Genomic DNA, 25,720 nt, shown 5'->3' with positions numbered 1-25,720 from the left:
GTAAAAAGGTCGCACGGCATGCGGTGGCACAATGCGGTCTTGATCCAGATCTAGAAAATGCGTCGACGGATGTCGCGTTAGGGAAATGTCGTGAGTGGTTTGAAGATGGAACCTGAAAGAGACGGGCAAGGGGACGTGCTAAATTTTCTGCGCACAGGCTTTAATGATCCTGCGCCGCGAGATGAGGCACGCGGCGCTGCCGGACCGTCCGCCGGCGGCTCGAAGCGCGGTGAGTCGCCGTTTCGTTTCGCCGGTCACGCGTGCCGTCCCGATTGCGGCGCGTGCTGTATCGCGCCGTCGATATCGAGCCCGATTCCCGGCATGCCGAACGGCAAGCCGGCCGGCGTGCGTTGCGTGCAACTCGGCGACGACTTGCGCTGCGCGATCTTCGGCCAGCCCGAGCGGCCGGCGTGCTGTTCGGGTCTCCAGCCGCAGCCGGATATGTGCGGGACGCAGCGCGACGAGGCACTTGCGTGGCTCACGCAACTCGAAGCACAGACGCAACCGCACGCGGGCGCCGATCGATAGCGGACGTGATGACGTTCGCCAGCTTGCGGCGGTATTTTTTTGCTTCATGCCGCGCAGGCGGGATCAGCCCCATTCAGCATGACGTATTCGCATCGCGGCAGTCTTACCAAAACCGTCGCCTTGCCTCATAGCTCTCAGGAGATTTCGCATGATTCGACCCGCTGCGCCGGCCCGGCGCCGCTTTCTGCTCGCCGCGCTGACAGGTTGTAGCGCGCTGGGCATCACCGTTTCGCTTGCGGCTTGCGCAAGCTCGACGTTCCCGTTCATCCCGTCGCACTACACGTTCTCGCAGCAGCAGGTGCAGGACGCGGTGCAGCGCAAATTCCCGTATCAGCGCACGGTGTCGCAGGTGTTCGACGTCGCGCTTTCCAATCCGGTGGTCGGTTTCCTGCCGGACGCCAATCGCGTGTCCGTCAAGCTCGACGCCCGCTTCGCGAGCCCGTTCATGGCGCAGCCGGTGGCCGGCGTATTCACGCTGTCGAGCGAACTCGCGTACGACGCGGCCAGCAAATCGGTCGTGCTCAAATCGCCTAACGTCGACAACGTCAGCGTGAGCGGGGACGCGCAGGCGTTCACGCAGCAGATCAACGCCGCGGCGGCGGTGCTCGCCACGCAATTGCTGACCAATTACCCGATCTACACCTTCAAACCCGAGCAACTGCAATTTGCCGGGGTGAATTACGAACCCGGTACAATTACCATCCTTACAAACGGCATACGCGTACAGATCGTCGAGAAATGACGTCACGCGCGGCCGGCAGGGCCGCGCTCACCATGCCGGTCCTGTTCGTTCCGACTAATTAAAGCGATGAGGGTCTCGGATGGACTGGCTACTGGCTTGCAAGGCGCTGATTCTGGGCGTCGTCGAAGGATTGACGGAGTTTTTGCCAGTGTCGAGCACCGGGCATCTGATCGTCGCGGGCAGCCTGCTGAATTTCACGGACGACCACGCGAAGACTTTCGATGTCGTCATCCAGCTCGGCGCGATTCTCGCGGTGTGCTGGGAGTTTCGCCGCCGCATCGGCAGCGTGGTGGCGGGGTTGCCGAGCCGTCCCGACGCGCGGCGCTTCACGCTGAACGTCATCATCGCGACGATTCCGGCGGTCGTGCTGGGGCTGTTGTTCGAGAAGTCGATCAAGGCGGCGCTGTTTTCGCCGGTGCCGGTCGCGTTCGCGCTGGTGGCGGGCGGCGTGGTGATTCTGTGGGCCGAAGCGCGCCAGCGCGCACGTGGCGACGTGCCGGCGCGAGTCGGCAACGTGGACGATCTCAGCGCGCTCGACGCGCTCAAAGTCGGCCTGGCGCAATGCTTCGCGCTGATTCCGGGGATGTCGCGCTCGGGCTCGACGATCATCGGCGGCATGCTGTTCGGGCTCGAACGGCGCGTGGCCACGGAGTTCTCGTTCTTCCTCGCGATCCCGATCATTTTCGGCGCGACCGCTTACGAACTGTATAAAGACTGGCACCTGCTTTCCGCCGATGCGCTCGGCACGTTCGCGCTGGGTTTCGTGGCGGCGTTCATCAGCGCGTTTGCTTGCGTGCGCTGGTTGCTGCGCTACATCGCCGCGCACGATTTCACGGTGTTTGCGTGGTATCGGATCGGCTTTGGCCTGCTGATTCTGCTGGTTGGGTATAGCGGCGCGTTGAGTTGGGCGGAGTGAGGCGATCCGGCTGATTGCCTGGCGCCGCGGCTCCCGCTGCAAATGAAAAAGGTCCGCGTTCGCGGACCTTTTTGCTTGTGGATGACAGATTATCGTCAGCCGCGTTTGCGGAACACCAGGTCCCATACACCATGACCGAGCCGCAACCCGCGCCGTTCGAACTTCGTCACCGGACGATAGTCGGGGCGCGGCGCGTAACCGTCGGCGGTATTCTCCAGCGCGGATTCCGCGCTGAGGACTTCGAGCATTTGCTCGGCGTAGTTCTGCCAGTCGGTCGCCAGATGCAGATACGCGCCGGGTTTCAGGCGCGACACCAGCAGGGCGACGAACTTCGGCTGGATCAGCCGGCGCTTGTGGTGACGCGCCTTGTGCCACGGATCCGGGAAGAAAATGTGCACGCCGTCGAGGCTGTCCGGCGCGATCATCTGTTCGAGCACTTCGACCGCGTCGTGCTGAATGATGCGGATGTTCGACAGGTTCTGCTCGCCCATCAGTTTCAGCAACGCGCCGACGCCCGGTTCATGGACCTCGACGCCGATGAAGTCGTCGCCCGAGCGGTGCGACGCGATTTCCGCCGTCGTCGCGCCCATGCCGAAACCGATTTCCAGCACGCGCGGGGCGCTGCGGCCGAACACCTCGCTCCAGTCGGGTTGTTGCGGCGCGAACGGCAGCACGAAACGGGGGCCGAGTTCGTCCATCGCGCGGCGCTGGCCGGTCGACACGCGGCCCGCGCGCGTCACGAAGCTGCGGATGCGGCGCAGGCGCAGTGCGTTTTCCGGCGAATCGGCGCCGGCTTCAGGTGCGGCGGAGGAGTCCGCGGATGCGTTGGCGGGCGTGGAAAGGTCGTCCGGCAGGCCGGCGTCGTTGGGATCGTGGATCATCGTCGATTGCTACAAGGAGGAGGGCGTCGCGGCTCGCTCTGGCCGGCGCCGCCGTCACTACAAAAAAGCCGCCTTCATGGAGGCGGCTCGTGCTGGAGGCTGCCGATGCTCGGCAGCGAGGTGGAGCGGGCGTTGCAAGTGCGCGTAAGGTAGCACAACCCAAAAGGGTGCGTCCAGACGGGGGACGGGCCGCATTTTCGAATGGAAATTGTCGGCTACATTACATTTAAATAACCGTCGTGGTCATTCGTATGATTTAATTGTTCTGTAAGCCTTCTGTGTTCAACGATTATTCGAATGACTATTCACCATGAGTAAGCATAAACACAATCACCGTCAGGCAAAACCGGCCAAACAGAACTGGACGGCCATCGATCCGGATACCGTTGCGACGACCACGCGTCACGCACTGCGCGAAGCAATGTCGATCGAGAAAGTATCGCTGACTCAATATGACGATTTGCTGTGGCTGATGGCGCAGGAATCGGGCGGGGTCGTGGATTTGCGCAATCCGAAGATTTCCGCGCGCGGGCTTTATCAGTTATTGCCGGCGCAATCCGGGTTGAATCCGGCTGGGGACAAGTCTTTTGGGAATGCAGTGGAGGAATGCCAGGGTGGGATTCGCTATATTCTCGGCCGATATCACCATGCCGCGGCCGCGAGGCTGGTGTGGGAGGCGAATCGGTGGATTTGAGGGGGGCAGTAGTTTAGTCTGAGACGAGGCGCCGCACGGTTAAAGTCGTGCGGCGTATTTCGTGTAGACCATGAGTGAATGTGCGAGCAATGCGCGAGTTTGCTAAGTACGCGAGACGTGCGTTTCTCGTCGGATTAGATGTAGGAAGCCTGCATTAGGGGAGCGTCGACCGGATCTCGCACTGCCTGGCGCCAGGCGAGCAAGTGCGCTATGCCGAATGAAAGCGCTTCGCAGAAGGAAGCTGTGGAGCGGGCGATGGGAATCGAACCCACGGCTCTAGCTTGGGAAGCTAGGGTATTACCATTATACGACGCCCGCAGAGCGCACGATTTTACTCGGGAATGGGTGTCCAGCGCAAATCGCTCCGCCGCGATCCACCGAAGCCGAAACCGAAACCGAAACCGCATCACCCGCCTCCGGCCCCACCCGCCCCCATCTTCAGATCACGAAATAAGTCAGTTGCACCGCCGCCCGCGTCACCACCATCAACAGCACCTGCACGATCACGAACAGCAGAATCGGCGAAAGATCGATTCCACCGAGTTGCGGCACCACGCGCCGCAGCGGATTCAAAAACGGCGCCGTCAACTGATACAGGATCGGCATGGCCGGCGACCGCGGATTGAGCCACGACAGCAGCGCCATCAAAATCGTCATCCAGATGATCAGATTCAGCGCCCACTTGATCACCGTCAGCACCGCCACGATCAGCAGCGTCGGCACGAGCGTCAGCGGATCGGCGCCGGTCAGCGCCACCATCGCGACGACGTAGACGATCGCCGCGATCAGCGCCGCGACCAGGCTTGCCCAGTCGATGCTGCGCGTGCTTGGCAGGATGCGCCGCAACGGCAACACGATCCAGTTGGTGGCCTGCAGCACCGCATTCGTCACCGGGTTGTATGGCGGCATGCGGACGACCTGCAACCAGGCGCGCAGCAGCAAAGCCGCGCCGAACAGCGTGAAGACAGTATTGAGCAGAAAACGGGCGATATCGCCAAACATCGTGTGTCCTTATCCTTCGGGTGACGGCCGTCGGTCGGCCGCGGGACGCCGGCGCTTGCCAAACGGTGCGCCAACGGTGTTATCCGGTTGCCGCGCGACGACCTTGCGCAAGGGCGCGTCGAGCGGTGTATCGGGTCGTGCGGTGTGCGAGCGTGCGGGAAGAAGCGTCCGGTTCGACGATATTAACCATAGAGCCGCCGCCTCATCCCCATCCGCGCGGCATCACACGGAAATCTTGATCTCGCTGATCAGAATCGTGCCGTTGCCGCCGTCGGTGTAATTGGGAATGTCGGCCAGCAGTTGTTCCGAGGCCGATTTGAAGACCGCGTAGAAGTCGTTCACGCTGTCGAACAGGAAGTGGCCCGCGGCGAAGAACGGCGGCGGCGTTCCCGGCGGCCCGGCGTTGATGCCGACATCGACCGACCAGCCTTTCAGCGACGGCCCGAACAGCTTCGCCGCGAGCGGCATGTGCGTGGCGCAGTAATAGTCCACGTCGAAGTGGCCGTTTTCCCGGTACGGATAAAGGATGCTGACCTTGATCATTGTGCGTTCTCGTCTGTTGGTCCCGAAGCGCGGCGCCGGCGGATTGCGCGTGGCGCCGCCGGACGTCACATTATCACGGCTTACTTGACGCTTGCACCTGCTGCCGCCTGATTCAGCGAGCGTTGCAGCGATTCTTCGACGACGCCGGCGATCACCTCGATCGCGACGGGCGGACTCGCGCGCCGCTCGGCGAGCGCGACCGCGCGGCGCGTCATCAACCCGTACAGCGCGGCATGGTCGCCGCCCAGACCTTCCAGCAGCGCCAACTGCTTTTCGACGACCCCCGCGTCGCCCCGCGAGACCGGGCCGGCGAGGGCGTTCGGCAAACCTTTGTCGCGCGCCGTGGCGATGGTGCCGGAGAGCATCGGCAGCAATGCGCGCAGCGCGTCGTCCTCGGCGAAGCCGAGCGTGCGCCACAACGCGACACATTCGGCCAGGCTGCACAGCGCGAAGCTGGCCGCGTAGTGTGCGGCGGCGTGATACAGCATGCGGCCGCCCGCAGGAATCGACAACGGATGGCAGCGCAGCGCCAGCGCGAGGGCCGTGAGCGCCTCCTTCAGCGCGCCGTCGGCTTCGATCGTCACCGAGCAGCCGGCGATCCGTTCGAGGTCGGCGAGCTCGCCACCAAACAGGTAGAGTGGGTGGAAGCCGCCGATCGCCGCGCCTTGAGCGCGCGCGGGCGCCAGCAACTCGACCGGCGAAGCGCCGCTGCAGTGCACCAGCGCCTTGCTGGATCGGGTCATCGACGCCGCCGCGCCGGCGTGGTTTGCGCCATCGGCATGTTGAGTCCGAGGGGCGCCGTCCGCGCCGAAGCTCAGAGTGTGGGCTGTCGTACCGATATGGTCGTCGGGAACGGCTAAAAAGATGATGTCGGCGGCGTCGACGACCTGTTGAGGATCGTCGCATGCCGCGCACTGCTCGATTTGACCGGCGAGCCGGCTGGCGGAAGCGGCCGAGCGGCTCGCCACCGCCGTGACCGGATAGCCGGCGCGCGCAAAGCTCAGCGCCAGACATCGCGCGAGCCGGCCCGCACCGATGAAGCCGAGGCGCGGCAGGGAGGACTGGGACATGGTTGCCTGCTCCAGACGGAACATTTGAACGGGAAAGCAGCAGTATCGCGCATCGGGGCCGCCTGGCGTGGGCCGCGCGGCCGGACTTTCCTCCGAACAGTTTGCGCGCCGTATGGCGACACCGGCCGGTTATCCGGCGGCGCGCGCCCGCCGGGCGCGGAAACTGCTCACAATCGCTTCATGTGCCGGTTTGGCCATTGCTGTTCCGGGTATTTCGTCTCGCAGTCAGATTCGGGAGGTCACGATGAGCATATTTTCTTACCGAAAGCACTTGCGCTTCCTCACGCACGCGCAGCGGCGCCGTTGGTGGGATCAGAAAAAGCGCCTGACGCCGCGCGTTCGTATTAGCGGGGCGTACGTGCCGCCAAGCGTGTCGCGCGAATTCGCCTACGTGAAGGTGGGCTGACGCCCGTTGCTCGTGCTCTGCGCAGGTAAGGAATGCCCGGCTGATTTGCCGGGCATTTTTCGTTGGCCCCGCCACAACTTTCCGCGTCAGCATTGAAGCTAATTTGTAATCAAAGATTACTGAAAAGGCGTCCGCCGACGCTCGACGCCCCGGCGTACCGCCCGCAGCGTCCGTCAACTACGCGCAAACCCTTGATTTTTAGTCCACCGCCGGCTCGATCTGGCGTATTCTCCGTGCCGTCGAATTGCGGCGTATTGCCGTCAATTGCAATTTGCAACAAATGCGAACAGATACGTGCGCGCTTTTTCGATACATTGAATTCATAGCATGCAGGGCATGCGAAGTCGGCGACCTTGGTGGGCCGCGCTAGGAGAATAGAAGTGAAAAAGATCGTTCCGTTTGTCGTTGCCGCCGCACTCGGCCTTGGACTCGCCGGTGCAGCCGAGGCGCATGTGTCCGTTGGTATCGGTATCGGGGTGCCGATCGCGCCGGCCTATCCGGTGTACGCCGCTCCGCCGCCGGTCTACTACGCGCCGCCGCCCCCGCCGGTCTATGCACCGCCGGTCGTCTACGCTGCGCCGCCGGTCGTCGTGGGTGGGTATGGCTACTACGGTCATCCTTATTACCATCACGGTTATTACCGTGGCTACTACGGCCACGGCTATTACCGTCGTTAATCGAATTACCACGGGCGTGATCGCTTAAGTAGCATAAGTGCGCTTCGGCTTTTAACGTTCCGCTGGTTAAACGGCGCAATGCCGGCTCGATTGCCGGCATTGCGCCGTTTGTGTTTTCGGTCACTGAAATGCGTCTTTCCAAAGCGGGGATGAAGCTGGGAGAATGGCCATCCCACCACCGCTCCGAGAGTTCCGCCGATGCACGCGCTTCCCGCTCCCACCTTCGACGACGTCCTCGACGCCGCGGCACGTCTCGAAGGCGTCGCCCATCGCACACCGGTCCTGACGTCGAGTACGTTCGACGAACGCACGGGCGCGTCGGTCTTCTTCAAATGCGAAAATTTCCAGCGGATGGGCGCCTTCAAGTTTCGCGGCGCGTACAACGCGATCTCGCATTTCGACGCGGAACAGCGCAAGGCCGGCGTGCTGACGTTTTCCTCGGGCAACCACGCTCAGGCGATCGCTCTGTCGGCGCGCCTCGCCGGCATCCACGCGACGATCATCATGCCGCACGACGCGCCCGAGGCGAAAATCGCCGCGACCAGGGGCTATGGCGGTGAGGTCATCACCTACGATCGCTATACGGAGAACCGCGAGGACATCAGCCGCCGTCTCGCCGAAGAGCGCGGCATGACCTTGATTCCGCCGTACGACCATCCGCATGTGATCGCGGGGCAGGGGACGGCGGTGAAGGAGTTGATCGAGGAAACCGGCCCGCTCGACATGTTGTTCGTCTGCCTGGGCGGCGGCGGGTTGATCGGCGGGAGCGCGTTGTCGGGGGCGGCGTTGAGTCCGGCGTGCACGGTGATCGGCATCGAACCGGAAGCGGGCAACGATGGCCAGCAATCGCTCGCTCGCGGCGAAATCGTGCATATCGATACACCGCGCACGATCGCCGATGGTGCCGCGTCCACGCATCTCGGTCACTACACGTTCGCGATCATTCGCGAGCACGTGGCACGCATCGAAACGGTCAGCGACGCGCAGTTGATCGACTCCCTGCGCTTTTTCGCGCAGCGCATGAAGATCGTGGTCGAGCCGACCGGTTGTCTCGCCGCGGCGGCGGTGCTGAACGGCATCGTGCCGGTCGCGGGCAAGCGGGTGGGCGTGGTGGTGAGCGGCGGCAACGTCGATCTCGCGAAGCTCGCGCAGTATCTCGCGTGACGGGGCCGGTCAACTCACCGCGTGCGCGGTTTGCACGATCAGATCGCGATACCCGTTGACGATCACGCTGTAGGAGAAATACGCGAACAGCAAGGCGGACATCACGTGGCAGGCTCGCAGCAACCCGGTGCCGGCGCGCTTACGGCCATGGCTGCCGAGCCCGCAGATAAAGAGCGTCCAGCACAGTCCGCCGAGAAAAAAACCGCCGAGAAACACCGGCGCCGTCGTGACGCTCGTTGCGCCGGCCTTCGCGATCAGCGCACCGCCGACCGCCGCGAACCAGAGAATCGCCGAGGGCGACGACACCGCCAGCAGCACGCCGCGCAGAAAACCGCGCCATGCCGACGGATGCGGCGTACCTGCTTGCGCTTCACCGGCGACGGCGGGCGCCTTCGCGGGGAACATCGCCTCGCGCGCCATTTTCCACGTGAGAAACAGCAGGATCGCCGCGCCGCCGATCCACACCACCCAGCGCACCGACTCGAACTGCAGCAACGCGGCCATGCCCGCGAGCGCGAGCGCCGCGTAAATCAGATCGCCGACGCACGAGCCGAGTCCCAGCCAGAACCCGGGTTTGAAGCCATGGGAAAGCGTCAGCGAAATGATCGCGACGTTCACGAGACCGATGTCCAGACACAACGACAACGACAGAAAAAAGCCATCCGACATCATTGAAAAGGCATGCATCCGTGCAACGGCTCCCTCGATTCTCTTATTGGTCTTGTCGTACGGCTGGCGTGACGGGGGCCGGCGCCGGCCTCGATTCGTGACGCAAGGTCACAGGCCCAGCTCGTTCCACAAACCGTCGATACGTTGCTTGACCGCGTCGTCCATCACGATGGGCCGGCCCCATTCGCGGTCGGTTTCGCCCGGCCACTTGTTAGTCGCGTCGAGCCCCATCTTCGAGCCGAGCCCCGCTACCGGCGATGCGAAATCCAGATAGTCGATCGGCGTGCGATCCACCAGCACCGTATCGCGCGCCGGATCGATACGTGTGGTGATCGCCCAGATCACCTCTTTCCAGTCGCGGATATTCACGTCCTCGTCGACCACCACGATGAACTTCGTGTACATGAACTGCCGCAGGAAGCTCCACACGCCGAACATCACGCGCTTCGCGTGGCCGGGGTAGCTCTTCTTCATCTGCACGATGGCCATGCGGTAGCTGCACCCTTCGGGCGGCAGATAGAAATCGGTGATCTCGGTGAACTGCTTCTGCAGCAGCGGCACGAACACTTCGTTGAGCGCGACGCCGAGCACCGCGGGTTCGTCGGGCGGTTTGCCGGTGTAGGTGGAGTGATAGATCGCGTCGCGCCGCATCGTGATGCGCTCGACGGTAAACACCGGAAACCACTCCTGCTCGTTGTAGTAGCCGGTGTGATCGCCGTACGGTCCTTCGAGCGCGTGCTCGTAACCCGCGGACGCGCCCTTCGCTGGACGCGGCGGCGCGCCCGCCGGCGCCGGATCGGGCGAGCCTTGCTGCGGGTAGATGAAGCCCTCCAGCACGATCTCCGCGCGCGCGGGCACCTGCAACCCGTCGACGCCCGGTGTGATGCACTTCGCCAGCTCGGTGCGGCCGCCGCGCAGCAGCCCGGCGAACTGGTATTCGGACAGCGTGTCGGGCACCGGCGTCACCGCGCCGAGAATCGTGGCCGGATCCGCGCCGAGCACCACGGCCACCGGATACGGTTTGCCCGGATTCTGCAGCGCGAACTCGCGAAAATCGAGCGCGCCGCCGCGATGCGCGAGCCAACGCATGATCAGTTTGTTACGCCCGATCAGTTGCTGGCGATATATGCCTAAATTTTGTCGGCTCTTATTCGGGCCTTTCGTGACGGTCAGACCCCATGTGATCAACGGGCCCGCGTCGCCTGGCCAGCAGGTCTGAATCGGTAATTTCGCCAGATCGACGTCGTTGCCTTCCCACACGATTTCCTGACACGGCGGGGCGCTGACCGTTTTGGGGGCCATGTCCCACACCGCCTTCGCGAGCGTCAGCAGTTTGCCTGCGTCCTTGAGCCCCTTCGGCGGCTCCGGCTCCTTCAACGCGGACAGCAGCCGGCCGACGTCGCGCAGCGATTCCAGCGCGGCGCCGTCGCCTTCGCCGGCTTGCGCGTCGATGCCCATGCCGAGCGCCACGCGGCGAGGCGTGCCGAACAGGTTGCCGAGGACCGGGAACGCATGCTGGGCTTTGCTCTCAAACAGCAGCGCGGGTCCGCCGGCACGCAGCACGCGATCGCACAGTTCGGTCATTTCCAGGGCAGGCGACACGTTTTGCGGGATACGGCGCAGTTCCCCGATCGTTTCGAGACGGCCGACGAAATCACGCAGGTCTTTGTATTTCATCTGGTGCGGTTCAGTGCCGTGCAAGCGGCGAAAGCGGCAAAAAAGGCAGGCGCGACAGCGTCGAGAGGCGCCCGAAAGATTGTCGATTTTACCTGCGTTGGCAGGCGCACGTAATTCAGCCGGACGGCTTGGGAGGAGGACAGGATTCGAGATGGCTCAAAAGGCGCGTGGCGCGCGGTTCTGAACCGACTGAACGGTGTTCATTATTACAATTAGTTATACTTTTGCCTATCTATAGTGTTGACGATCTATAAAACCGTGCATAGAATCCGTCCACATTGGTTGCAGGGCGTGAACCTTTTTTACCACTGCCCCCGGTCCCTTTAGACGCAACGCGTCACCGCTTACCGATTCCCTGCACGGTATCTGACGGTCTTGATGAAGTCCTCGCCAGCGCCTTCTGTCGCTGGTTTTTCGCGTGGGAGCCACCGCCTGCATACTTTTTTGGTATGCCGCGGCTAATTTTCAGGATGGCTCCCCACAGACGGTATTTGCCGTTTCCCGACGTCGCTGCTGCCCTAACCAGACAGAGCGGGCGATGTCTTGACTCTTCGAACGCGTGTTACCGCCTGTTCACATGGCGGGGTTCGGGGATCATGCAACATGGGAGATCTGAATGAACGCCTGGTTATCGTGGCGTCCCGATGAGCGTATTGCGCAGGTCATGCGTGGTGTGCTGCGTCGCGGGACGCGAATGAGTCAACACCTGTTCAGCATTGTCGGCGGTATCGCTGTCGTGCTGGCACTCGTACTGTGGCTGATGCCGGCCCTGCGCGGCACCCTTGCCGCCAAGCTGATGCCGATCGTCTCCGCCGCTGTGCAAGCGGGTCCTGCCCGACTGCTGCAGGGCAATCCGCTGCCTTCGTTCGGCCCGCCGGGCAGCACCTCCACCGACGACTCGCTGGCCGCCAACGCCGCCGGCGCGGACACCGCGAACGGTGCGGCTGGTGCGAACAACGGCGCGATGTCCAGCACCGTCAGCAACACCAGCTTCGACGGTGCTTTCGACGGTTCCGGCACGGCTGGCATGGGCATCGCCGCGTTGAACGGCCTCGACCCGCGCACCATGCAGAGCGTCAGCGCGCTGGCGCGTCTGATTCCGGCGCAGCGCGTGTCCGCCGATGCACGCGACGACCGCGTGCTGGTTTCCACCCGCGAGCAGGATCTGGTGGCGTCTTACCTGGCGCGCCGTTACCGCGTCGCTCAGGAGCCCGTCAGCGAGCTCGTGAAGGCCGCGTTCGACACCGGCCGCGAAGTCGGTCTCGATCCGCTGCTGCTGCTGTCCGTGATGGCGATCGAATCGGGCTTCAACCCGTACGCCGAGAGCGGCGTGGGCGCGCAAGGCCTGATGCAGGTGATGTCCAAGGTGCACTCGGACAAATTCCAGTATTTTGGCGGCCAGAGCGCGGCGCTCGAGCCTGTCGCGAACATCAAGGTCGGCGCGCTGGTGCTGAAGGATTGCATCGCGCGGGGCGGCTCGTTGCCGGGCGGTCTGCGTCTGTACGTCGGCTCGACCTCGCAGGACGACGGTGGCTACGGCGCCAAGGTCATGGCCGAACGTGGCCGTCTGCGCGATGTGGCGCGTGGCCGCAAGGTGCCGATCAACGCACCGCAGGCGCCGGTTCTGACCGCGTCGGCCAATACGGCGGCAGCGGCTGCGGGCGGCGGCAACGGCAAGCGCGTGCAGGTGACGCTCGACGGCGGTCATGCGCTGAGCGCCGCGGCGCCGGTGAAGACGCCGGTCTCGGAGCAGGACGACGCCAGTTCCAATGCGCCGAAGCATGTTGCATCCGCTTCGGAGTTGGGCGCCTGAGGCTTGTTGCTTGGGCTGCCTGGCCCACCTGGCCTGAACTCGCGTTGCTTTAATCGAGTCGCTGTGACAAACAAAAAAAGACACCCGCGAGGTGTCCTTTTTTACGTCTGGCGTTAGCGGAATCGCTTCAGCGCAATCACGTCCGCCCAAACAGCTTCGCTAACCTGTCGACGGCTTCTTCCAGCTTCGGATAAGCCGTTGCGTACGACAGCCTGATGTAGTCCTTCGGCGCATGCGTGCCGAAATCCATGCCCGGCACCAGCACGACGCCCGCGTCGTGAAGCATCGCCTTGGTCAGCGCGGCGCTGTCGCCGGCCGCGGAATGCGCGACGTGCCGACAGTCGGCGTAAACATAGAACGCACCGTCGGGCATGACCGGCACCGAAAAGCCAAGCGATTCCAGCGCGGGCGCGATGAAGTCGCGGCGGCGCTTGAACTCCAGGCGCCGGTCTTCATAGATCGCGATGGTTTGCGGCTCGAAGCACGCGAGCGCCGCATGCTGGGCGAGCGCCGACGCGCAGATGAACAGGTTCTGCGCGAGCTTCTCGAACGCGCCGACCATGCCGGGCGGCACGACCAGCCAGCCGAGCCGCCAGCCGGTCATGTTGAAGTACTTCGAAAAGCTGTTGACGGTGACGACGTCGTCGCCGTACGACAGCGCCGACACCGGCTTTTCGCCATAGCTCAAGCCTTGGTAGATTTCGTCGACGATCGTGAAGCCGCCGCGCGCCCGCACGGCCTTGACGATGCGCTCGAGCTCGGCCGGCTCGATCGACGTGCCGGTCGGGTTCGACGGCGACGCGAGCAGCACGCCGCGCGTGCGCTCGTTCCACAGACGCTCGACGTCGGCGGCGGTCAGCTGGAAGCGTTCGGCCGGCCCGCTCGGCACCATCACCGGTTTGCCTTCGGCGGCAATCACGAAATGGCGGTTGCACGGGTAGCACGGGTCGGGCATCAGCACTTCGTCGTCGCGGTCCACCAGCGCCGCGCACGCCAGCAGCAGGGCGGCGGAAGCGCCGGCCGTGACCACGATCCGCGCCGGATCGACCTGTACGCCGTAGAAGTCGGCGTAATGCGCGGAGATCGCCTCACGCAGCGCGTGCAGACCGAGTGCGTTGGTGTATTGCGTGACGCCGCGGCGTAGTGCGCTCGCGGCCGCCTCGATGACAGGCTCGGGCGCCGTAAAGTCCGGCTCGCCGATGCCCATGTGGATGATGTCGCGCCCGTCGCGCTCCAGCAGAGCGGCTTCCTTCGCGAGTTCCATCACATAGAAAGGCTGGATGGCGTCGACGCGCGCGGCAAGCCGCACGAGGGGTTCGGTCACGGAGGTCATACGATCAGATCAGATCCATCATTCAGAAGCGGCGGGCGGGATAAGACCACACCCGCCCTTACGCGAAGCCACGGCACACGCCGCAACTTCGCGCGAGGCCGGCGAAGGCGGAAGACTCAGGACTTGCGGGCCGCCTGCGTTTCAGCCGCGCGCAGTTGCGCCGACAGCTTGTCCAGCACGCCATTCACGTACTTGTAGCCGTCCGCGCCGCCAAACGTCTTGGCCAGTTCGACCGCTTCGTTGATCACCACGCGATAAGGAATATCGACATGGTTCTTCAACTCGTACGCGGCGACCAGCAAGACCGCGCGCTCGACCGGCGAGAGCTGGTCGAGCGGACGGTCCAGACACGGCGCAATATCCGCGGACAAAGCGTCCGAATCGCGAATCACGCCATGCAGCAGCGCCTCGAGATGTTCGTGATCCGCCTTGTCGAAGCCTTGCGCGCCGCGCAGTTGCGCGTCGATCTCGCCGCCGGGCGCACCCGACAGCAGCCACTGATAAAGCCCCTGCGTGGCCAGTTCGCGGGAGCGTCGGCGTGCGCTCTTCATGCCTCTTCCTCTTCTTCGTCTTCTTCCTCGTCGTCGCCGCCGAGTTGTTCCAGCGCGACCGCGAGGTTCGCCATTTCGACCGCCACGCGCGCCGCGTCACGACCCTTTTCGGTCATGCGGGCGACGGCCTGCTCGTCGTTCTCGGTGGTCAGCACCGCGTTCGCGACCGGAATGCCGAAGTCGAGGCCGATACGCGTGATGCCCGCGCCGCTTTCGTTCGAGACCAGTTCGAAGTGGTACGTTTCGCCGCGAATCACCGCGCCCAGCGCGATCAGTGCGTCGAACTGCGCGCTTTCGGCGAGTTTTTGCAGCGCCAGCGGAATTTCCAGCGCGCCCGGCACGGTGACGAGCAGCACGTCTTCGCCGGTCACGCCGAGGCGTTCAAGTTCTTCGATGCAGGAGTCGGCGAGGCCGTTGCAAACAGGTTCGTTAAAGCGCGCCTGGACGATGCCGATGCGCAGTCCGTCGCCGTCGAGATTCGGTTGGTATTGTCCGATTTCCATTGTGTATTCCGTAGTGTTTTGAGTGGGCGCCAAAGCGCGGGAGTGGTCGGATCAGCCTTGCGGCGCTTGCGCGGTGCTGCCGGGCATCGGCACGAAGCCGGTGACTTCGAGGCCGTAACCCGACATGCTGCCGAGCTTGCGCGGGTTCGACAGGACCTGCATCTTGCCGACACCGAGTTCGCGCAGGATCTGCGCGCCGATGCCGTACGTCTTGAAATCGACCGGCCGGCGCTTGAGCGCCTCGGCTTTTTCTTTCGAGTCGAATGCCTTGAACACGTCGATCAGGTGGTCTTTCGAATCGCCGCAGTTCAGCAGCACGATCACGCCGCAATCGCGCGCGGCGATTTCCTTCATGGCCGCGTCGAGCGTCCACGAGTGGGTGGATTCGCCGACTTCGAGCAGATCCAGCACCGACAGCGGCTCGTGCACGCGCACCAGCGTGTCCTGATCCGTGCACGGCGTACCGCGTACCAGCGCGATATGCGGCTGGCCGCTCGGCTGGTCCAGATACATGACCGCGCGGAACGCGCCATGCGCGGTCTGCATGGTGCGTTCGCAAATGCGTTCGACGATCGATTCGGTGCGGCTGCGATAGTGGATCAGATCGGCGATCGTGCCGATCTTCAGGCCGTGTTCCTGCGCGAACGTCATCAGGTCGGGCAGGCGCGCCATGGTGCCGTCGTCGTTGATGACTTCGCAGATCACGGCGGCCGGCGTGAGGCCGGCGAGGGCGGTGAAGTCGCAACCGGCCTCGGTGTGGCCGGCGCGCACCAGCACGCCGCCCGGCTGGGCCATGATCGGGAACACATGACCCGGCTGCACGATGTGCTCGGCCTTCGCGTCCGGCGCGACCGCCGTGGCGATCGTGCGGGCGCGGTCCGCCGCGGAAATGCCGGTGGTCACGCCCTCGGCCGCCTCGATGCTGACGGTGAACGCGGTACCGTACTGCGTACCGTTGCGGTACGTCATGAGCGGCAGGTTCAGCAGCTTGCAGCGTTCCTGGGTGAGCGTCAGGCAGATCAGGCCGCGACCGTAGCGGGCCATGAAGTTGATCGCTTCCGGCGTGACGAATTCGGCGGCGATGACGAGGTCGCCCTCGTTTTCACGGTCTTCTTCGTCGACGAGGATCACCATCCGGCCGGCTTTCAGTTCGGCGATGATCTCTTGAGTGGAGGCGAGCGTCATGTTGGCGAGATTTTCGGGAAAGCGCGTATTTTACGCCACGCGCGGTCCCAAGTCGCCTCCACCGGACGGGATAGGGCGTTCGGCCGGCTTGACGGCGGCGCGAAGCGCCACCCGGGCCGGCCGTCGACGGACTTAGCGGTCCGTCAGGTTCGCCTGCAGCACGGTGAGCGCCGCCATGTTGACGATCCGCCGCACGGTGGCGCTGGAGGTCAGGATGTTCACCGGCGCGTTGATGCCGAGCAGGAACGGGCCCACGGCGACATTGCTGCCCGCGCCGGTTTTCAGCAGGTTGTACGCGATGTTGCCGGCGTCCACGTTCGGGCAGACCAGCAGGTTGGCCGCGCCCTTGAGCGGCGAGTGCGGCAGGATGCGCGCACGCAGTGCTTCGTCGAGCGCGACGTCGCCGTGCATTTCGCCGTCCGCTTCGAGTTCGGGCGCCTGTTCGCGCACCAGCTCCAGCGCGCGGCGCATCTTCGCACCCGATGCCGCGCTGCCCGAGCCGAAGTTCGAGCGCGACAGCAACGCTGCCTTGGGCGTCAGGTTCAGCCACGCCATCTGCTTCGCGGCGGCGATCGTGAATTCGGCGATCTGCTCGGCGGTGGGGTCGTCGTTGATGTGGGTGTCGACCAGCGCGACCGTGCGCTGATCGAGCAGCAGCACGTTCATCGCCGCGTAGGTCCGCGCGCCGGGCTTCTTGCCGATCACCTGATCGACGAAGCGCAGATGGTCGTGATACGCGCCGACCGTGCCGCACACCATGCCGTCCGCGTCGCCCAGGCGCACCATCAGCGCGCCGATCAGGGTCAGGCGGCGACGCGTTTCGACGCGCGCCATTTCCTTCGTGATGCCGTCGCGGCACATCAATTCCCAGTACGTGGTCCAGTACTGCGTGAAGCGCTCGTCGTATTCAGGGTTGGTGACTTCCACGTCCTGGCCGAGGCGCAGCCGCAAGCCGAATTTCTCGATGCGCGCGAGCAGCACTTCCGGACGGCCGACCAGGATCGGCCGCGCCAGTTTTTCGTCGACGATCACCTGCACCGCGCGCAGCACGCGCTCGTCCTCGCCCTCGGTGAAGACGATGCGCGACTTGCCGCCGTCGCGCACGAATTGACGCGCGTTCGAGAACAACGGCTTCATGAACGCGCCCGAGTGATAGACGAATTGCTGCAACTGTTCGACGTACGCGTCGAGATCGGGCAGCGGACGAGTCGCGACGCCGCCTTCCATCGCCGCGCGGGCGACGGCCGGCGCGATGCGCACGATCAGGCGCGGGTCGAACGGCTTCGGAATCAGGTATTGCGGGCCGAAGGCCAGGTCCTGCGCACCGTAGGCGGCCACGACCACCTCGTTCTGCTCTTCTTCCGCGAGGCCGGCGATCGCGTGCACGGCGGCGATTTCCATCTCGCGCGTGATGGTGGTGGCACCCACGTCGAGCGCGCCGCGGAAGATGTACGGGAAGCACAGCACGTTGTTGACCTGGTTCGGATAGTCCGAACGGCCGGTCGCGATCACGACGTCGTCGCGGGTCGCATACGCCAGTTCCGGGAAGATTTCCGGCGTCGGATTGGCGAGCGCGAGGATCAGCGGGCGCGCGGCCATCGACTTGAGCATGTCGGCGCTCAGAATGCCGCCCACCGACAGCCCGAGGAACACGTCCGCGCCTTCGATCACTTCAGCCAGCTTGCGTGCCGACGTCTCCTGCGCGAAGCGCGCCTTGTCCGGGTCCATCAGCGTGGTGCGGCCGCGATAGACCACGCCTTCGATGTCGGTCGCCCAGATGTTCTCCACCGGCAGCCCGAGATCGACCAGCAGATCCAGACAGGCCAGCGCCGCCGCGCCCGCGCCGGAGGTGACGACCTTGACCTCGGAAATGGACTTGCCCACCACCTTCAAACCGTTGATGAACGCCGCCGACACGGTGATCGCGGTGCCGTGCTGATCGTCATGGAAGACCGGAATCTTCATGCGTTCGCGCAGCTTGCGCTCGACGATGAAGCACTCCGGCGCCTTGATGTCTTCCAGGTTGATCCCGCCGAAGGTCGGCTCCAGCCCGGCGATGATCTCGACCAGCTTGTCCGGGTCGGTCTCGTTGATCTCGATGTCGAACACGTCGACGCCCGCGAACTTCTTGAACAGCACGGCCTTGCCTTCCATGACCGGCTTGGAGGCCAGCGCGCCGATGTTACCCAGCCCGAGCACGGCGGTGCCGTTGGTGATCACGCCGACCAGATTGCCGCGCGCGGTGAACCGGTAGGCCTTCAGCGGATCCTCCGCGATCGCCTCGCAGACGCCGGCGACGCCCGGCGTGTAGGCGAGCGCGAGATCGCGCTGGGTCACGAGCGGTTTGCTGGCCACCACGGAGATTTTTCCCGGCGCGGGAAACTCGTGGTAGTCGAAAGCGGCTTGCTGGTCGGTCTGGTTCATGTCGTTCGCCTTGTCTGGTGCGCCGGGCCGGTCCCGACGCGATCTGTTGAGGCGATTCTAGTCAGCCGTTATAAGCTCTCCATTCTGTTTTAATATTGACCCATCATCTTTTTGTGATGCATGCATGACCCGGCAATGACTTTCGAACCCACCGACCTCGTCCGGCGCCTGAGTGCGCGCCTGAAAATGCGCCATTTCGTGCTGCTGCTGCAGATCGAGCAGCACCGCTCGCTGACGCGGGTCGCCGAGCACATGGCAAGCAGCCAGCCGGCGGTGACCAACGCGCTCGCCGAACTGGAGAGCATGTTCGGCACGCCGCTGTTCGAGCGGTCGTCGCGCGGCATGCTGCCGACCGCGCTGGGCGCGGTGGTGCTGCGGCGCGCGCACGCGATGATCCACGACCTCGATCACCTTGCGCGCGACATGCAGGCGGTGGCCGCCGGGCACGCCGCGCATCTGCACGTCGGGGTGATTCCGTTCATTTCCGGGCAGATGCTGTCGGCGACGTTGCGGCGGCTGAAGGCGGGCATGGCGCGGCGCTTGACCGTCACCATCCATGAAGGCACGAGCGAGCAGTTGCTCGCGCAGCTTCACGACCATACCGTCGACGTCATGATCGGGCGGGCATCGGCGGCGGTGGATCTGGCGCAGGTCAGCTTCGAGGTGCTGTACCAGCAGCAGCCGCGGCTGATCGCGAACCGGCGCCTCGCCGCGCAACTCGGACGGGTGAAGCTCGACTGGAACAAGCTGGGCACGCTCGACTGGATTCTCGGCGCGCCGCAGACGCCGATGCGCGATCAGGTCGCCGATCTGTTCCTCGCCGCGGGTTCGGCGCCGCCGGTGCCGATGGTGGAGAGCTATTCGTCGAAGCTGATCGGCGAAATGATCGCGGCGGGGGAGAACGCGGTGTCGATCGTGCCGGCGGATATCGCCGAGGAGCTGGTGCGCATCGCGGGCGTCGCGGTGGTGCCGTATTCGTTCCAATGGACGCTGCCGCCGATCGCGGTGTTCACGCACGCGCAGCGGCCGCGTCCGGAGGCGCTGTCGCTGTTCATCGAGTCGTTGCAGGGGATTTGCCGGGAGACGCTGGGGGCGCGGCAGCGGGACGGGTGAGGTGCTGCGATGGCGTGAACAGACGGGCTTTCACCGTTCTATTCGCCAGGTGTGTCGCGGCAAAGGCGGGGTATAGTGCGGCGGCAAGTATCTTCCGGCTGCTCCATCGCCTCACCGCCTCAACACCACGGACGTCGCTATGATTCCTCTCGGTCTCGCTTCATCGCTGCTCAGCAATGTAGGCAGCGCGATCCGCTCCGGTCTGTCGCAACTGACCGGGCGCGGCAATACGGCGAGCGCGGCCGGCTCGTCGAGCCAGCAGCCGACTTTTGCCGCGCATCTGAAGGCGGCCACCTCGTCGACCAGCACGACGGGCAGCCATCATCACCACACGCATCCGAAGGGAATCGTGGTCAGCGCGTCGAACGAGGTTGCACCGTCGAATGTGAAAGCGACCGCCGCGAATGCCGCGGTTGGGACGAGCATCAATACCAGCGCTTGAACTGGCGCCCGAGGGCGGGTGGCGCCCACGCCGCGCGTCAGGCTTTGCCGACGCGCGGAATCTGCACGGCCGGCTGGATGGTTAAAGCGGCTTCAGTCCGTCCGGCGACGTCGACAGCATCCGCTCCACATACCGCGCAATCAGATCGATCTCCAGATTCACCCGCGATCCTTCGCGCAGATTCTTCAGCGACGTCACCTGGACCGTGTGCGGAATCAGGTTGATCGAGAACTCGCAGCCATCGTCGCGATCTTCGACCGAGTTCACCGTCAGGCTGACGCCGTTGACCGTGACCGAGCCTTTATAAGCCAGATAGCGGCCGATGTCGCGCGGCGCCAGCACGCGCAGTTCATGCGATTCGCCGACCGGCGCGAAACGCGTGACCGTGCCGAGCCCGTCGACGTGGCCGGACACGATATGTCCGCCGAGCCGGTCGTGCGCGCGCAGCGCTTTCTCCAGGTTCACCTCGCCGGGTTCGCCGAGCCCCGCCGTGCAGTTCAGGCTTTCGCGCGACACGTCCACCTCGAACGAATGGTTCGTGAATGCGACCACCGTCATGCACGCACCCTGAATCGTGATGCTGTCGCCCAGCTGCACGTCGCCGAGATCGAGGCCGCCGGCGTCGACGTTCAGGCGCACGCCGGCGTCGCCGTCCGTGCCGAGCGGTTTGACTGATTCAATGCGGCCCACTGCCGCGACGATTCCTGTGAACATCGTGCTAGTCCTTGGTCAATTCGAAATGGGTGCTGACGTGGGATCGATCCCGGTCTCGTCCGTGTCGCGCGAAACGGCGGGCACGAAGCGCGCGAGAATCCGCAGATCGTCGCCGATCCGGTCGATCGTATGGAAATTCAGTTTGACGCGGCCTTCGAGCGTGTCGGGCGCGTGCAGGTTGAACATGCTCATGGAGTCCACGCCGAGCAGGCTCGGCGCGAGATACACCAGTAGCTCGTCGACGCAACCTTCGCGCAGCAACGAACCGTTCAGCTTGTAGCCCGCCTCGACGTGCAATTCGTTGACGTTGCGCTGGCCCAGCACGTTCAGCACGGCGGGCAGGTCGACCTTGCCGGCGGCGTTCGGCAACGGCACGATCTCCGCGCCGCGATCGCGCAATGCGCTCGCGCGCTCGGCAAGCGGCGCGTCCAGATGACCGCTGAAAATAAGCGTGGGCGCGCCGGCCAGAATCTGCGCGTCGGGCGGCACGTCGAGCTGACTGTCGATCAACACGCGTTGCGGTTGGCGCGGCGTGTCGACGGCGCGAACCGTCATGCGCGGATCGTCCTCGCGCACGGTGCCGATGCCGGTCAGAATCGCCGACGCGCGGGCGCGCCATGCGTGACCGTCGGCGCGTGCCGCTTCGCCGGTGATCCACTGGCTGACGCCCGAAGGCAAACCGGTGCGGCCGTCGAGCGACGCGGCCACCTTCATGCGCACCCACGGCCGGCCGCGCGTCATGCGCGACACGAAGCCGATGTTCAGCTCGTGCGCTTCCTGCGCGAGCAGTCCGCAACGCACCTCGATGCCGGCGTCGCGCAGCATCTTGAGGCCGCGTCCGGAGACTTGCGGATTGGGATCTTCCATCGCCGCGACCACCCGCGCGACCTGCGCGTCGATCAGCGCGTTCGCGCACGGCGGCGTGCGGCCGAAGTGGCTGCATGGTTCGAGCGTCACGTACGCGGTCGCGCCGCGCAGATCGTGGCCGCGCGAGCGCGCGTCCTTCAACGCGCGGACTTCGGCGTGATCCTGGCCGGCCGGTTGCGTGAAGCCTTCGCCGATGACCTCGCCGTGCTTGACGAGCACGCAGCCGACGCGCGGATTCGGGTCGGTGGTGTACATGCCGCGCTTCGCGAGAGCGAGCGCGCGTTCCATGTGGACGAAATCGGTTTGCGAGAACATCGGTGTCCGGGGCGAAGAGGTCGTCGGTGGTGGCGGGTTGGTGCGAAGCGGGATGGCCCGCTCCGTTCGTTCAGATCAGGCCGTTCATTCAGGCCGCGAGCGATGCGAACGCGCCGCGCGCGGCATCGATCGTCGCGTCGATGATCGCGTCGTCGTGCACGATCGACACGAAGCCCGCTTCATACGCCGACGGCGCGAAGTACACGCCCGCATCCAGCATCTTGTGGAAGAACGCGTTGAAGCGCGGCACGTCGCTCTGCGTGACTTCGGCGAAGCTCGCCGGCACCGACTCGGCGAAGTAGAGGCCGAACATGCCGCCGAGCGAATCGGCCGCGAACGGCACCTTCGCTTCGCGCGCGGCATTCGCGAGACCCTGCGCGAGGCGCGTGGTGCGCGCGGCGAGCGTGTCGTAGAAGCCCGGCGCCTGGATCAGCTCCAGCGTCTTCAGACCCGCGGCGACCGCGATCGGATTGCCCGACAGCGTGCCCGCCTGGTAGACGCCGCCGAGCGGCGCGAGGTGCGCCATGATGTCGCGCCGTCCGCCGAAAGCCGCCGCCGGCATGCCGCCGCCGATCACCTTGCCCAGGCAGGTCAGATCCGGCGTGATGCCGTAGACCTGTTGCGCGCCGCCCAGCGCGACGCGGAAACCGCACATCACTTCGTCGAAAATCAGCACGCTGCCGTACTCGGTGCACAGGCGTCGCAACGCTTGCAGGAATTCGGGCGTGGCGCGCACGAGGTTCATGTTGCCGGCGACCGGCTCGACGATCACCGAAGCGATCTCGTTGCCGAACGCCTTGAACGCTTCTTCGAGTTCCGCGACGTTGTTGTATTCGAGCACGGTGGTGTGCTTCGCGATATCGGCCGGCACGCCCGCCGAGGTCGGATTGCCGAACGTCAGCAGGCCCGAGCCCGCCTTGACCAGCAGGCTGTCCGCGTGACCGTGATAGCAGCCCTCGAACTTGACGATGCGGCTGCGGTTCGTGAAACCGCGCGCGAGACGCAGCGCGCTCATGGTGGCCTCGGTACCGCTCGACACCATGCGGACCTGTTCGATGGACGGCACCAGCTTGCAGATTTCCTCGGCGATTTCCACCTCGGATTCGGTCGGCGCGCCGAACGAGAAGCCATTGCCCAGCACGCGTTGCACGGCCTCCAGCACGTCGGGATGGACGTGACCGAGAATCATCGGCCCCCACGAGCCGATGTAGTCGATGTAGCGCTGGCCGTCCGCGTCCCAGAAGTACGGACCCTGCGCGCGTTCGATGAAGCGCGGCGTGCCGCCGACCGAGCGGAAGGCGCGCACCGGCGAGTTCACGCCGCCGGGGATGGTGCGTTGCGCGCGTTCGAAGAGGGTTTGATTGTTCGACATGACGATGAATGGAATAGGGGTTGCGCGGCGGCGCGGACGGCGGGAAAGCGGTTCGCGCGGCGTTGGGATAGGTGGGGAAATTGTACCGGAGTCAGCGTGAGGCGGTTTCCGGCGGCGGCCGGCGATGGGTCGGGTTGGCGGGCGGGTCGCCGCCGGGGCTAGCGCTGGGCTTGCCGCTCAGGTTATCGCCCGGTCTGCCGGCGAGCGCGCGCCAGCGCTTTTCCAGCGCGCCTTCGGCGATCGGCTTGATGACCGTGCCGGAGCTTTGCGCGTCCCACGTCTGCACCGAGAACGGATGCGCGCGCAACGCTTCGCGCGGAATCACCACCGCCTGATGCGCGTCGACGAGGCGGTCGTACACGAAGTCGATGCATAGCCGGTAGCCGCGTTTGGTCGCCGCGTCAGGCACCTCGTAAGGCGCGCGCGTGACGTAACCGGAGCCGAAGATGCCCTTGGGTTCCTGCGCGACGCGATGCAGGAACACGCGGTCGCCCGGCAGAATGCCGCGCGCGAAACCGCAGCCCCACGCATCGGTCACCGCCTCACCCGCCGCGACGCGTTTGGCTACCTCGGGCAGTTCGGGCCAGGGCCATTTCTTGGGGCTCCAGATCAGCAGGAAGGCGGTCATCGCAAGGGCGTGGTGGTGAAGGGCGGTCGTTCACGCGGCAGCTTACCCGATCGACGATGCCGCCGCCGTGCACGCGTTGCCGCACTGGCGTAGCGCACGGCCACCGGTTAACCGTCGCGTACAATCGAGTCCATGCGTTAGCGCATGACCCGTTTCACCCGCACCGCCGCCGTGCACGGCGCGGCGCTTCATCTGGATTCCCATGTCTCACGTCACCAGACGCCGGCCCGATGGCCGGCTGATTCTGTTGCTCGGTGCGCTCGCCGCATGCGGGCCGATCTCCATCGATATGTATCTGCCGAGCCTGCCGACCATCGCGCAGGCCTTCGCGATCAGCACCGGCGCCGCGCAAACCACGCTGACCAGTTTCATGTTCGGCTTTTCGATCGGCATGCTGCTGTACGGTCCGCTGTCCGATACGTACGGCCGCCGGCCGGTGCTGCTCGGCGGCATCGTGATGTATGCGCTGGCGAGCGTCGCCTGTGCAATGTCGTTTTCGATCGGCTCGCTGGTGACGTTCCGTTTCATCCAGGCGCTCGGCGCGGGCGCGGCCTCGGTGCTGGCGCGCGCGATTGCCCGCGATGCTCACGGCCCGAGCGACGCCGCCCGCGTGCTGTCGATGCTCGCCATCGTCACGTCGATCGGGCCGCTGCTCGCGCCGCTGATCGGCGGCCAGTTGCTGCTGCTCGGCGGCTGGCGGATGGTGTTCGCGGTGTTGACGCTGTTCGGCGGCGTGTGCGCGGTGACCGCGTTTCTCAAGGTGCCGGAAACGTGGCCGAAGGAAAAGCGCGCCGAGTCCGCGCTGCTCAAGTCGTTCGGCGCGTACGGCAAGCTGCTGCGCGATCCGGTCGCGTGGGGGCATATGCTGTGCGGCGGCATGGCGTTCGCGTCGATGTTCGCGTACATCACCGCGACGCCGTTCGTGTACATCGAATATTTTCATGTGTCGGCGCAGCACTACGGCTTTCTGTTCGCGCTCAACATCGTCGGCATCATGTTCGGCAATTTCATGAACACGCGGCTCGTCGGCCGGCTCGGCTCGCTGCCGATCATTTCGTTCGCCGCAACCGTCAGTTGCGTGGCTTCGCTGTTCGTGTGCTTCGTGTCGGTGACAGGACTCGGCGGCTTGTGGTCGATCGTGTTCGGTCTGTTCTTCGTGGTCGGCGTGGTGGGACTGCTGTCCGCCAATTGCACGACCGATCTGATGCATCGCTATCCGGTCAATGCCGGCGCGGCGGCGGCCGTGTTCGGCGCGGTGCAGCTCGCGCTCGGCGCGCTATCGAGTCTCGCGGTCGGACTGTGGCAGGACGGCTCGCCGAAGGGCATGGGCGTGGTCGTCGGCGTGGCCGGCGTGCTGTGTTATGTCGGACGGATTCTGGTGATGCGCTCGCATGGAAAGAAGACGTCCATGACAGTCGTTTGACATTCGCGCGTCACGCTTCTACGGAAAACACCAGGTGTTGCGTGCGCGCTACCGTGCGTTTCAAATTG

The 25,720-nt window shown here is 64.8% G+C and carries 26 protein-coding genes and 1 tRNA gene; 11 read left to right on the top strand and 16 right to left on the bottom strand.

Annotated elements, in window-relative coordinates; all coding sequences use genetic code 11:
- The first annotated feature begins 288 nt into the window (after positions 1–288).
- The 3 genes from LFL96_RS15295 to LFL96_RS15285 all read left to right on the top strand — a co-directional run bounded on the left by LFL96_RS15295 (position 289) and on the right by LFL96_RS15285 (position 2,186).
- Positions 289–528, top strand: a complete 240-nt coding sequence (locus LFL96_RS15295) for a YkgJ family cysteine cluster protein (RefSeq protein ID WP_281000771.1) — start codon at positions 289–291, stop codon at positions 526–528.
- A 148-nt stretch (positions 529–676) separates the two neighbouring features.
- Positions 677–1,270 (top strand): DUF1439 domain-containing protein, encoded by a 594-nt coding sequence (locus LFL96_RS15290; protein WP_280996045.1) that lies wholly within the window; start codon positions 677–679, stop codon positions 1,268–1,270.
- Positions 1,271–1,349: 79 nt separating this feature from the next.
- The gene (locus LFL96_RS15285) at positions 1,350–2,186 is read left to right on the top strand and encodes an undecaprenyl-diphosphate phosphatase (protein ID WP_280996044.1); all 837 of its coding nucleotides are present in this window, start codon (positions 1,350–1,352) and stop codon (positions 2,184–2,186) included.
- 95 nt (positions 2,187–2,281) lie between these two features.
- Here the strand turns inward: LFL96_RS15285 and trmB are convergent, their stop codons facing one another.
- Positions 2,282–3,067: a tRNA (guanosine(46)-N7)-methyltransferase TrmB gene (gene trmB, locus LFL96_RS15280; RefSeq protein WP_280996043.1), complete on the bottom strand. Its 786-nt coding sequence runs from the start codon at positions 3,065–3,067 to the stop codon at positions 2,282–2,284.
- A 310-nt stretch (positions 3,068–3,377) separates the two neighbouring features.
- On the opposite strand from trmB, the gene LFL96_RS15275 reads away from it, so the two are divergent.
- A complete protein-coding gene (locus LFL96_RS15275) occupies positions 3,378–3,761 on the top strand; it encodes a hypothetical protein (RefSeq protein ID WP_280996042.1) in 384 nt (127 codons plus the stop codon).
- Positions 3,762–4,005: 244 nt separating this feature from the next.
- On the opposite strand, the gene LFL96_RS15270 is transcribed toward LFL96_RS15275, so the two are convergent.
- The 4 genes from LFL96_RS15270 to LFL96_RS15255 all read right to left on the bottom strand — a co-directional run bounded on the left by LFL96_RS15270 (position 4,006) and on the right by LFL96_RS15255 (position 6,376).
- A tRNA-Gly gene (locus LFL96_RS15270) sits at positions 4,006–4,079 on the bottom strand.
- Between the two features lie 120 nt (positions 4,080–4,199).
- Positions 4,200–4,763 (bottom strand): YggT family protein, encoded by a 564-nt coding sequence (locus LFL96_RS15265; protein WP_280996041.1) that lies wholly within the window; start codon positions 4,761–4,763, stop codon positions 4,200–4,202.
- Between the two features lie 222 nt (positions 4,764–4,985).
- A complete protein-coding gene (locus LFL96_RS15260) occupies positions 4,986–5,306 on the bottom strand; it encodes an EthD family reductase (RefSeq protein ID WP_280996040.1) in 321 nt (106 codons plus the stop codon).
- Between the two features lie 80 nt (positions 5,307–5,386).
- The gene (locus tag LFL96_RS15255) at positions 5,387–6,376 is read right to left on the bottom strand and encodes a DUF2520 domain-containing protein (protein WP_280996039.1); all 990 of its coding nucleotides are present in this window, start codon (positions 6,374–6,376) and stop codon (positions 5,387–5,389) included.
- 112 nt (positions 6,377–6,488) lie between these two features.
- Between LFL96_RS15255 and LFL96_RS15250 the strand changes: the two genes are divergently transcribed.
- The 3 genes from LFL96_RS15250 (at position 6,489) to LFL96_RS15240 (ending at position 8,623) form a co-directional block, all read left to right on the top strand.
- Positions 6,489–6,782 carry a hypothetical protein gene (locus LFL96_RS15250; RefSeq protein WP_281000894.1) on the top strand — a complete coding sequence of 98 codons (294 nt, stop codon included), beginning with the start codon at positions 6,489–6,491 and terminating at the stop codon, positions 6,780–6,782.
- Positions 6,783–7,162: 380 nt separating this feature from the next.
- Complete coding sequence (locus LFL96_RS15245; protein WP_280996038.1) at positions 7,163–7,459, top strand: hypothetical protein; 297 nt, start codon at positions 7,163–7,165, stop codon at positions 7,457–7,459.
- A 198-nt stretch (positions 7,460–7,657) separates the two neighbouring features.
- A complete protein-coding gene (locus LFL96_RS15240; protein WP_280996037.1) occupies positions 7,658–8,623 on the top strand; it encodes a threo-3-hydroxy-L-aspartate ammonia-lyase in 966 nt (321 codons plus the stop codon).
- Between the two features lie 9 nt (positions 8,624–8,632).
- Here LFL96_RS15240 and LFL96_RS15235 read toward each other — a convergent pair whose 3' ends face one another.
- Positions 8,633–9,310, bottom strand: a complete 678-nt coding sequence (locus LFL96_RS15235; protein ID WP_280996036.1) for a LysE family transporter — start codon at positions 9,308–9,310, stop codon at positions 8,633–8,635.
- 90 nt (positions 9,311–9,400) lie between these two features.
- Positions 9,401–10,969 carry a UbiD family decarboxylase gene (locus LFL96_RS15230; RefSeq protein ID WP_280996035.1) on the bottom strand — a complete coding sequence of 523 codons (1,569 nt, stop codon included), beginning with the start codon at positions 10,967–10,969 and terminating at the stop codon, positions 9,401–9,403.
- Between the two features lie 616 nt (positions 10,970–11,585).
- Between LFL96_RS15230 and LFL96_RS15225 the strand changes: the two genes are divergently transcribed.
- Positions 11,586–12,782 carry a lytic transglycosylase domain-containing protein gene (locus LFL96_RS15225; protein ID WP_280996034.1) on the top strand — a complete coding sequence of 399 codons (1,197 nt, stop codon included), beginning with the start codon at positions 11,586–11,588 and terminating at the stop codon, positions 12,780–12,782.
- A 136-nt stretch (positions 12,783–12,918) separates the two neighbouring features.
- On the opposite strand, the gene LFL96_RS15220 is transcribed toward LFL96_RS15225, so the two are convergent.
- The 5 genes from LFL96_RS15220 to LFL96_RS15200 all read right to left on the bottom strand — a co-directional run bounded on the left by LFL96_RS15220 (position 12,919) and on the right by LFL96_RS15200 (position 18,778).
- Complete coding sequence (locus LFL96_RS15220; RefSeq protein ID WP_280996033.1) at positions 12,919–14,115, bottom strand: pyridoxal phosphate-dependent aminotransferase; 1,197 nt, start codon at positions 14,113–14,115, stop codon at positions 12,919–12,921.
- 116 nt (positions 14,116–14,231) lie between these two features.
- The gene (nusB, locus tag LFL96_RS15215) at positions 14,232–14,666 is read right to left on the bottom strand and encodes a transcription antitermination factor NusB (RefSeq protein ID WP_280996032.1); all 435 of its coding nucleotides are present in this window, start codon (positions 14,664–14,666) and stop codon (positions 14,232–14,234) included.
- Entirely contained in the window at positions 14,663–15,169 is a 507-nt protein-coding gene (gene ribH / locus LFL96_RS15210) for a 6,7-dimethyl-8-ribityllumazine synthase (RefSeq protein ID WP_006050161.1), read from the bottom strand. Before ribH ends, nusB begins: the two co-directional genes overlap by 4 nt.
- Positions 15,170–15,220: 51 nt before the next feature.
- Positions 15,221–16,354: a bifunctional 3,4-dihydroxy-2-butanone-4-phosphate synthase/GTP cyclohydrolase II gene (gene ribBA, locus LFL96_RS15205; RefSeq protein WP_280996031.1), complete on the bottom strand. Its 1,134-nt coding sequence runs from the start codon at positions 16,352–16,354 to the stop codon at positions 15,221–15,223.
- Between the two features lie 132 nt (positions 16,355–16,486).
- The gene (locus tag LFL96_RS15200; protein WP_280996030.1) at positions 16,487–18,778 is read right to left on the bottom strand and encodes an NADP-dependent malic enzyme; all 2,292 of its coding nucleotides are present in this window, start codon (positions 18,776–18,778) and stop codon (positions 16,487–16,489) included.
- Positions 18,779–18,913: 135 nt separating this feature from the next.
- Here LFL96_RS15200 and LFL96_RS15195 point away from each other — a divergent pair, with 135 nt between their 5' ends.
- Both LFL96_RS15195 and LFL96_RS15190 read left to right on the top strand, forming a co-directional pair.
- Positions 18,914–19,891, top strand: coding sequence for a LysR substrate-binding domain-containing protein (locus LFL96_RS15195; protein WP_280996029.1), 978 nt, complete (start codon positions 18,914–18,916; stop codon positions 19,889–19,891).
- A 139-nt stretch (positions 19,892–20,030) separates the two neighbouring features.
- On the top strand, positions 20,031–20,333 hold the full coding sequence (locus tag LFL96_RS15190) for a hypothetical protein (RefSeq protein ID WP_280996028.1): 303 nt from the start codon (positions 20,031–20,033) through the stop codon (positions 20,331–20,333).
- 81 nt (positions 20,334–20,414) lie between these two features.
- On the opposite strand, the gene LFL96_RS15185 is transcribed toward LFL96_RS15190, so the two are convergent.
- The 4 genes from LFL96_RS15185 to LFL96_RS15170 all read right to left on the bottom strand — a co-directional run bounded on the left by LFL96_RS15185 (position 20,415) and on the right by LFL96_RS15170 (position 24,229).
- Positions 20,415–21,047 (bottom strand): riboflavin synthase, encoded by a 633-nt coding sequence (locus tag LFL96_RS15185; protein ID WP_280996027.1) that lies wholly within the window; start codon positions 21,045–21,047, stop codon positions 20,415–20,417.
- 15 nt (positions 21,048–21,062) lie between these two features.
- On the bottom strand, positions 21,063–22,229 hold the full coding sequence (ribD, locus tag LFL96_RS15180; RefSeq protein WP_280996026.1) for a bifunctional diaminohydroxyphosphoribosylaminopyrimidine deaminase/5-amino-6-(5-phosphoribosylamino)uracil reductase RibD: 1,167 nt from the start codon (positions 22,227–22,229) through the stop codon (positions 21,063–21,065).
- 88 nt (positions 22,230–22,317) lie between these two features.
- Entirely contained in the window at positions 22,318–23,601 is a 1,284-nt protein-coding gene (gene hemL, locus LFL96_RS15175; protein ID WP_280996025.1) for a glutamate-1-semialdehyde 2,1-aminomutase, read from the bottom strand.
- 91 nt (positions 23,602–23,692) lie between these two features.
- Positions 23,693–24,229, bottom strand: coding sequence for a hypothetical protein (locus tag LFL96_RS15170; RefSeq protein WP_280996024.1), 537 nt, complete (start codon positions 24,227–24,229; stop codon positions 23,693–23,695).
- A 202-nt stretch (positions 24,230–24,431) separates the two neighbouring features.
- Here LFL96_RS15170 and LFL96_RS15165 point away from each other — a divergent pair, with 202 nt between their 5' ends.
- Positions 24,432–25,652: a Bcr/CflA family multidrug efflux MFS transporter gene (locus LFL96_RS15165; protein ID WP_280996023.1), complete on the top strand. Its 1,221-nt coding sequence runs from the start codon at positions 24,432–24,434 to the stop codon at positions 25,650–25,652.
- Positions 25,653–25,720: the final 68 nt, after the last annotated feature.

The organism is Paraburkholderia sp. D15, from assembly GCF_029910215.1.
Taxonomy (GTDB): Bacteria; Pseudomonadota; Gammaproteobacteria; order Burkholderiales; family Burkholderiaceae; genus Paraburkholderia.
The sequence above is the reverse complement of the archived record's forward strand: the minus strand, read 5'-3'. Positions and strand labels throughout refer to the sequence as shown.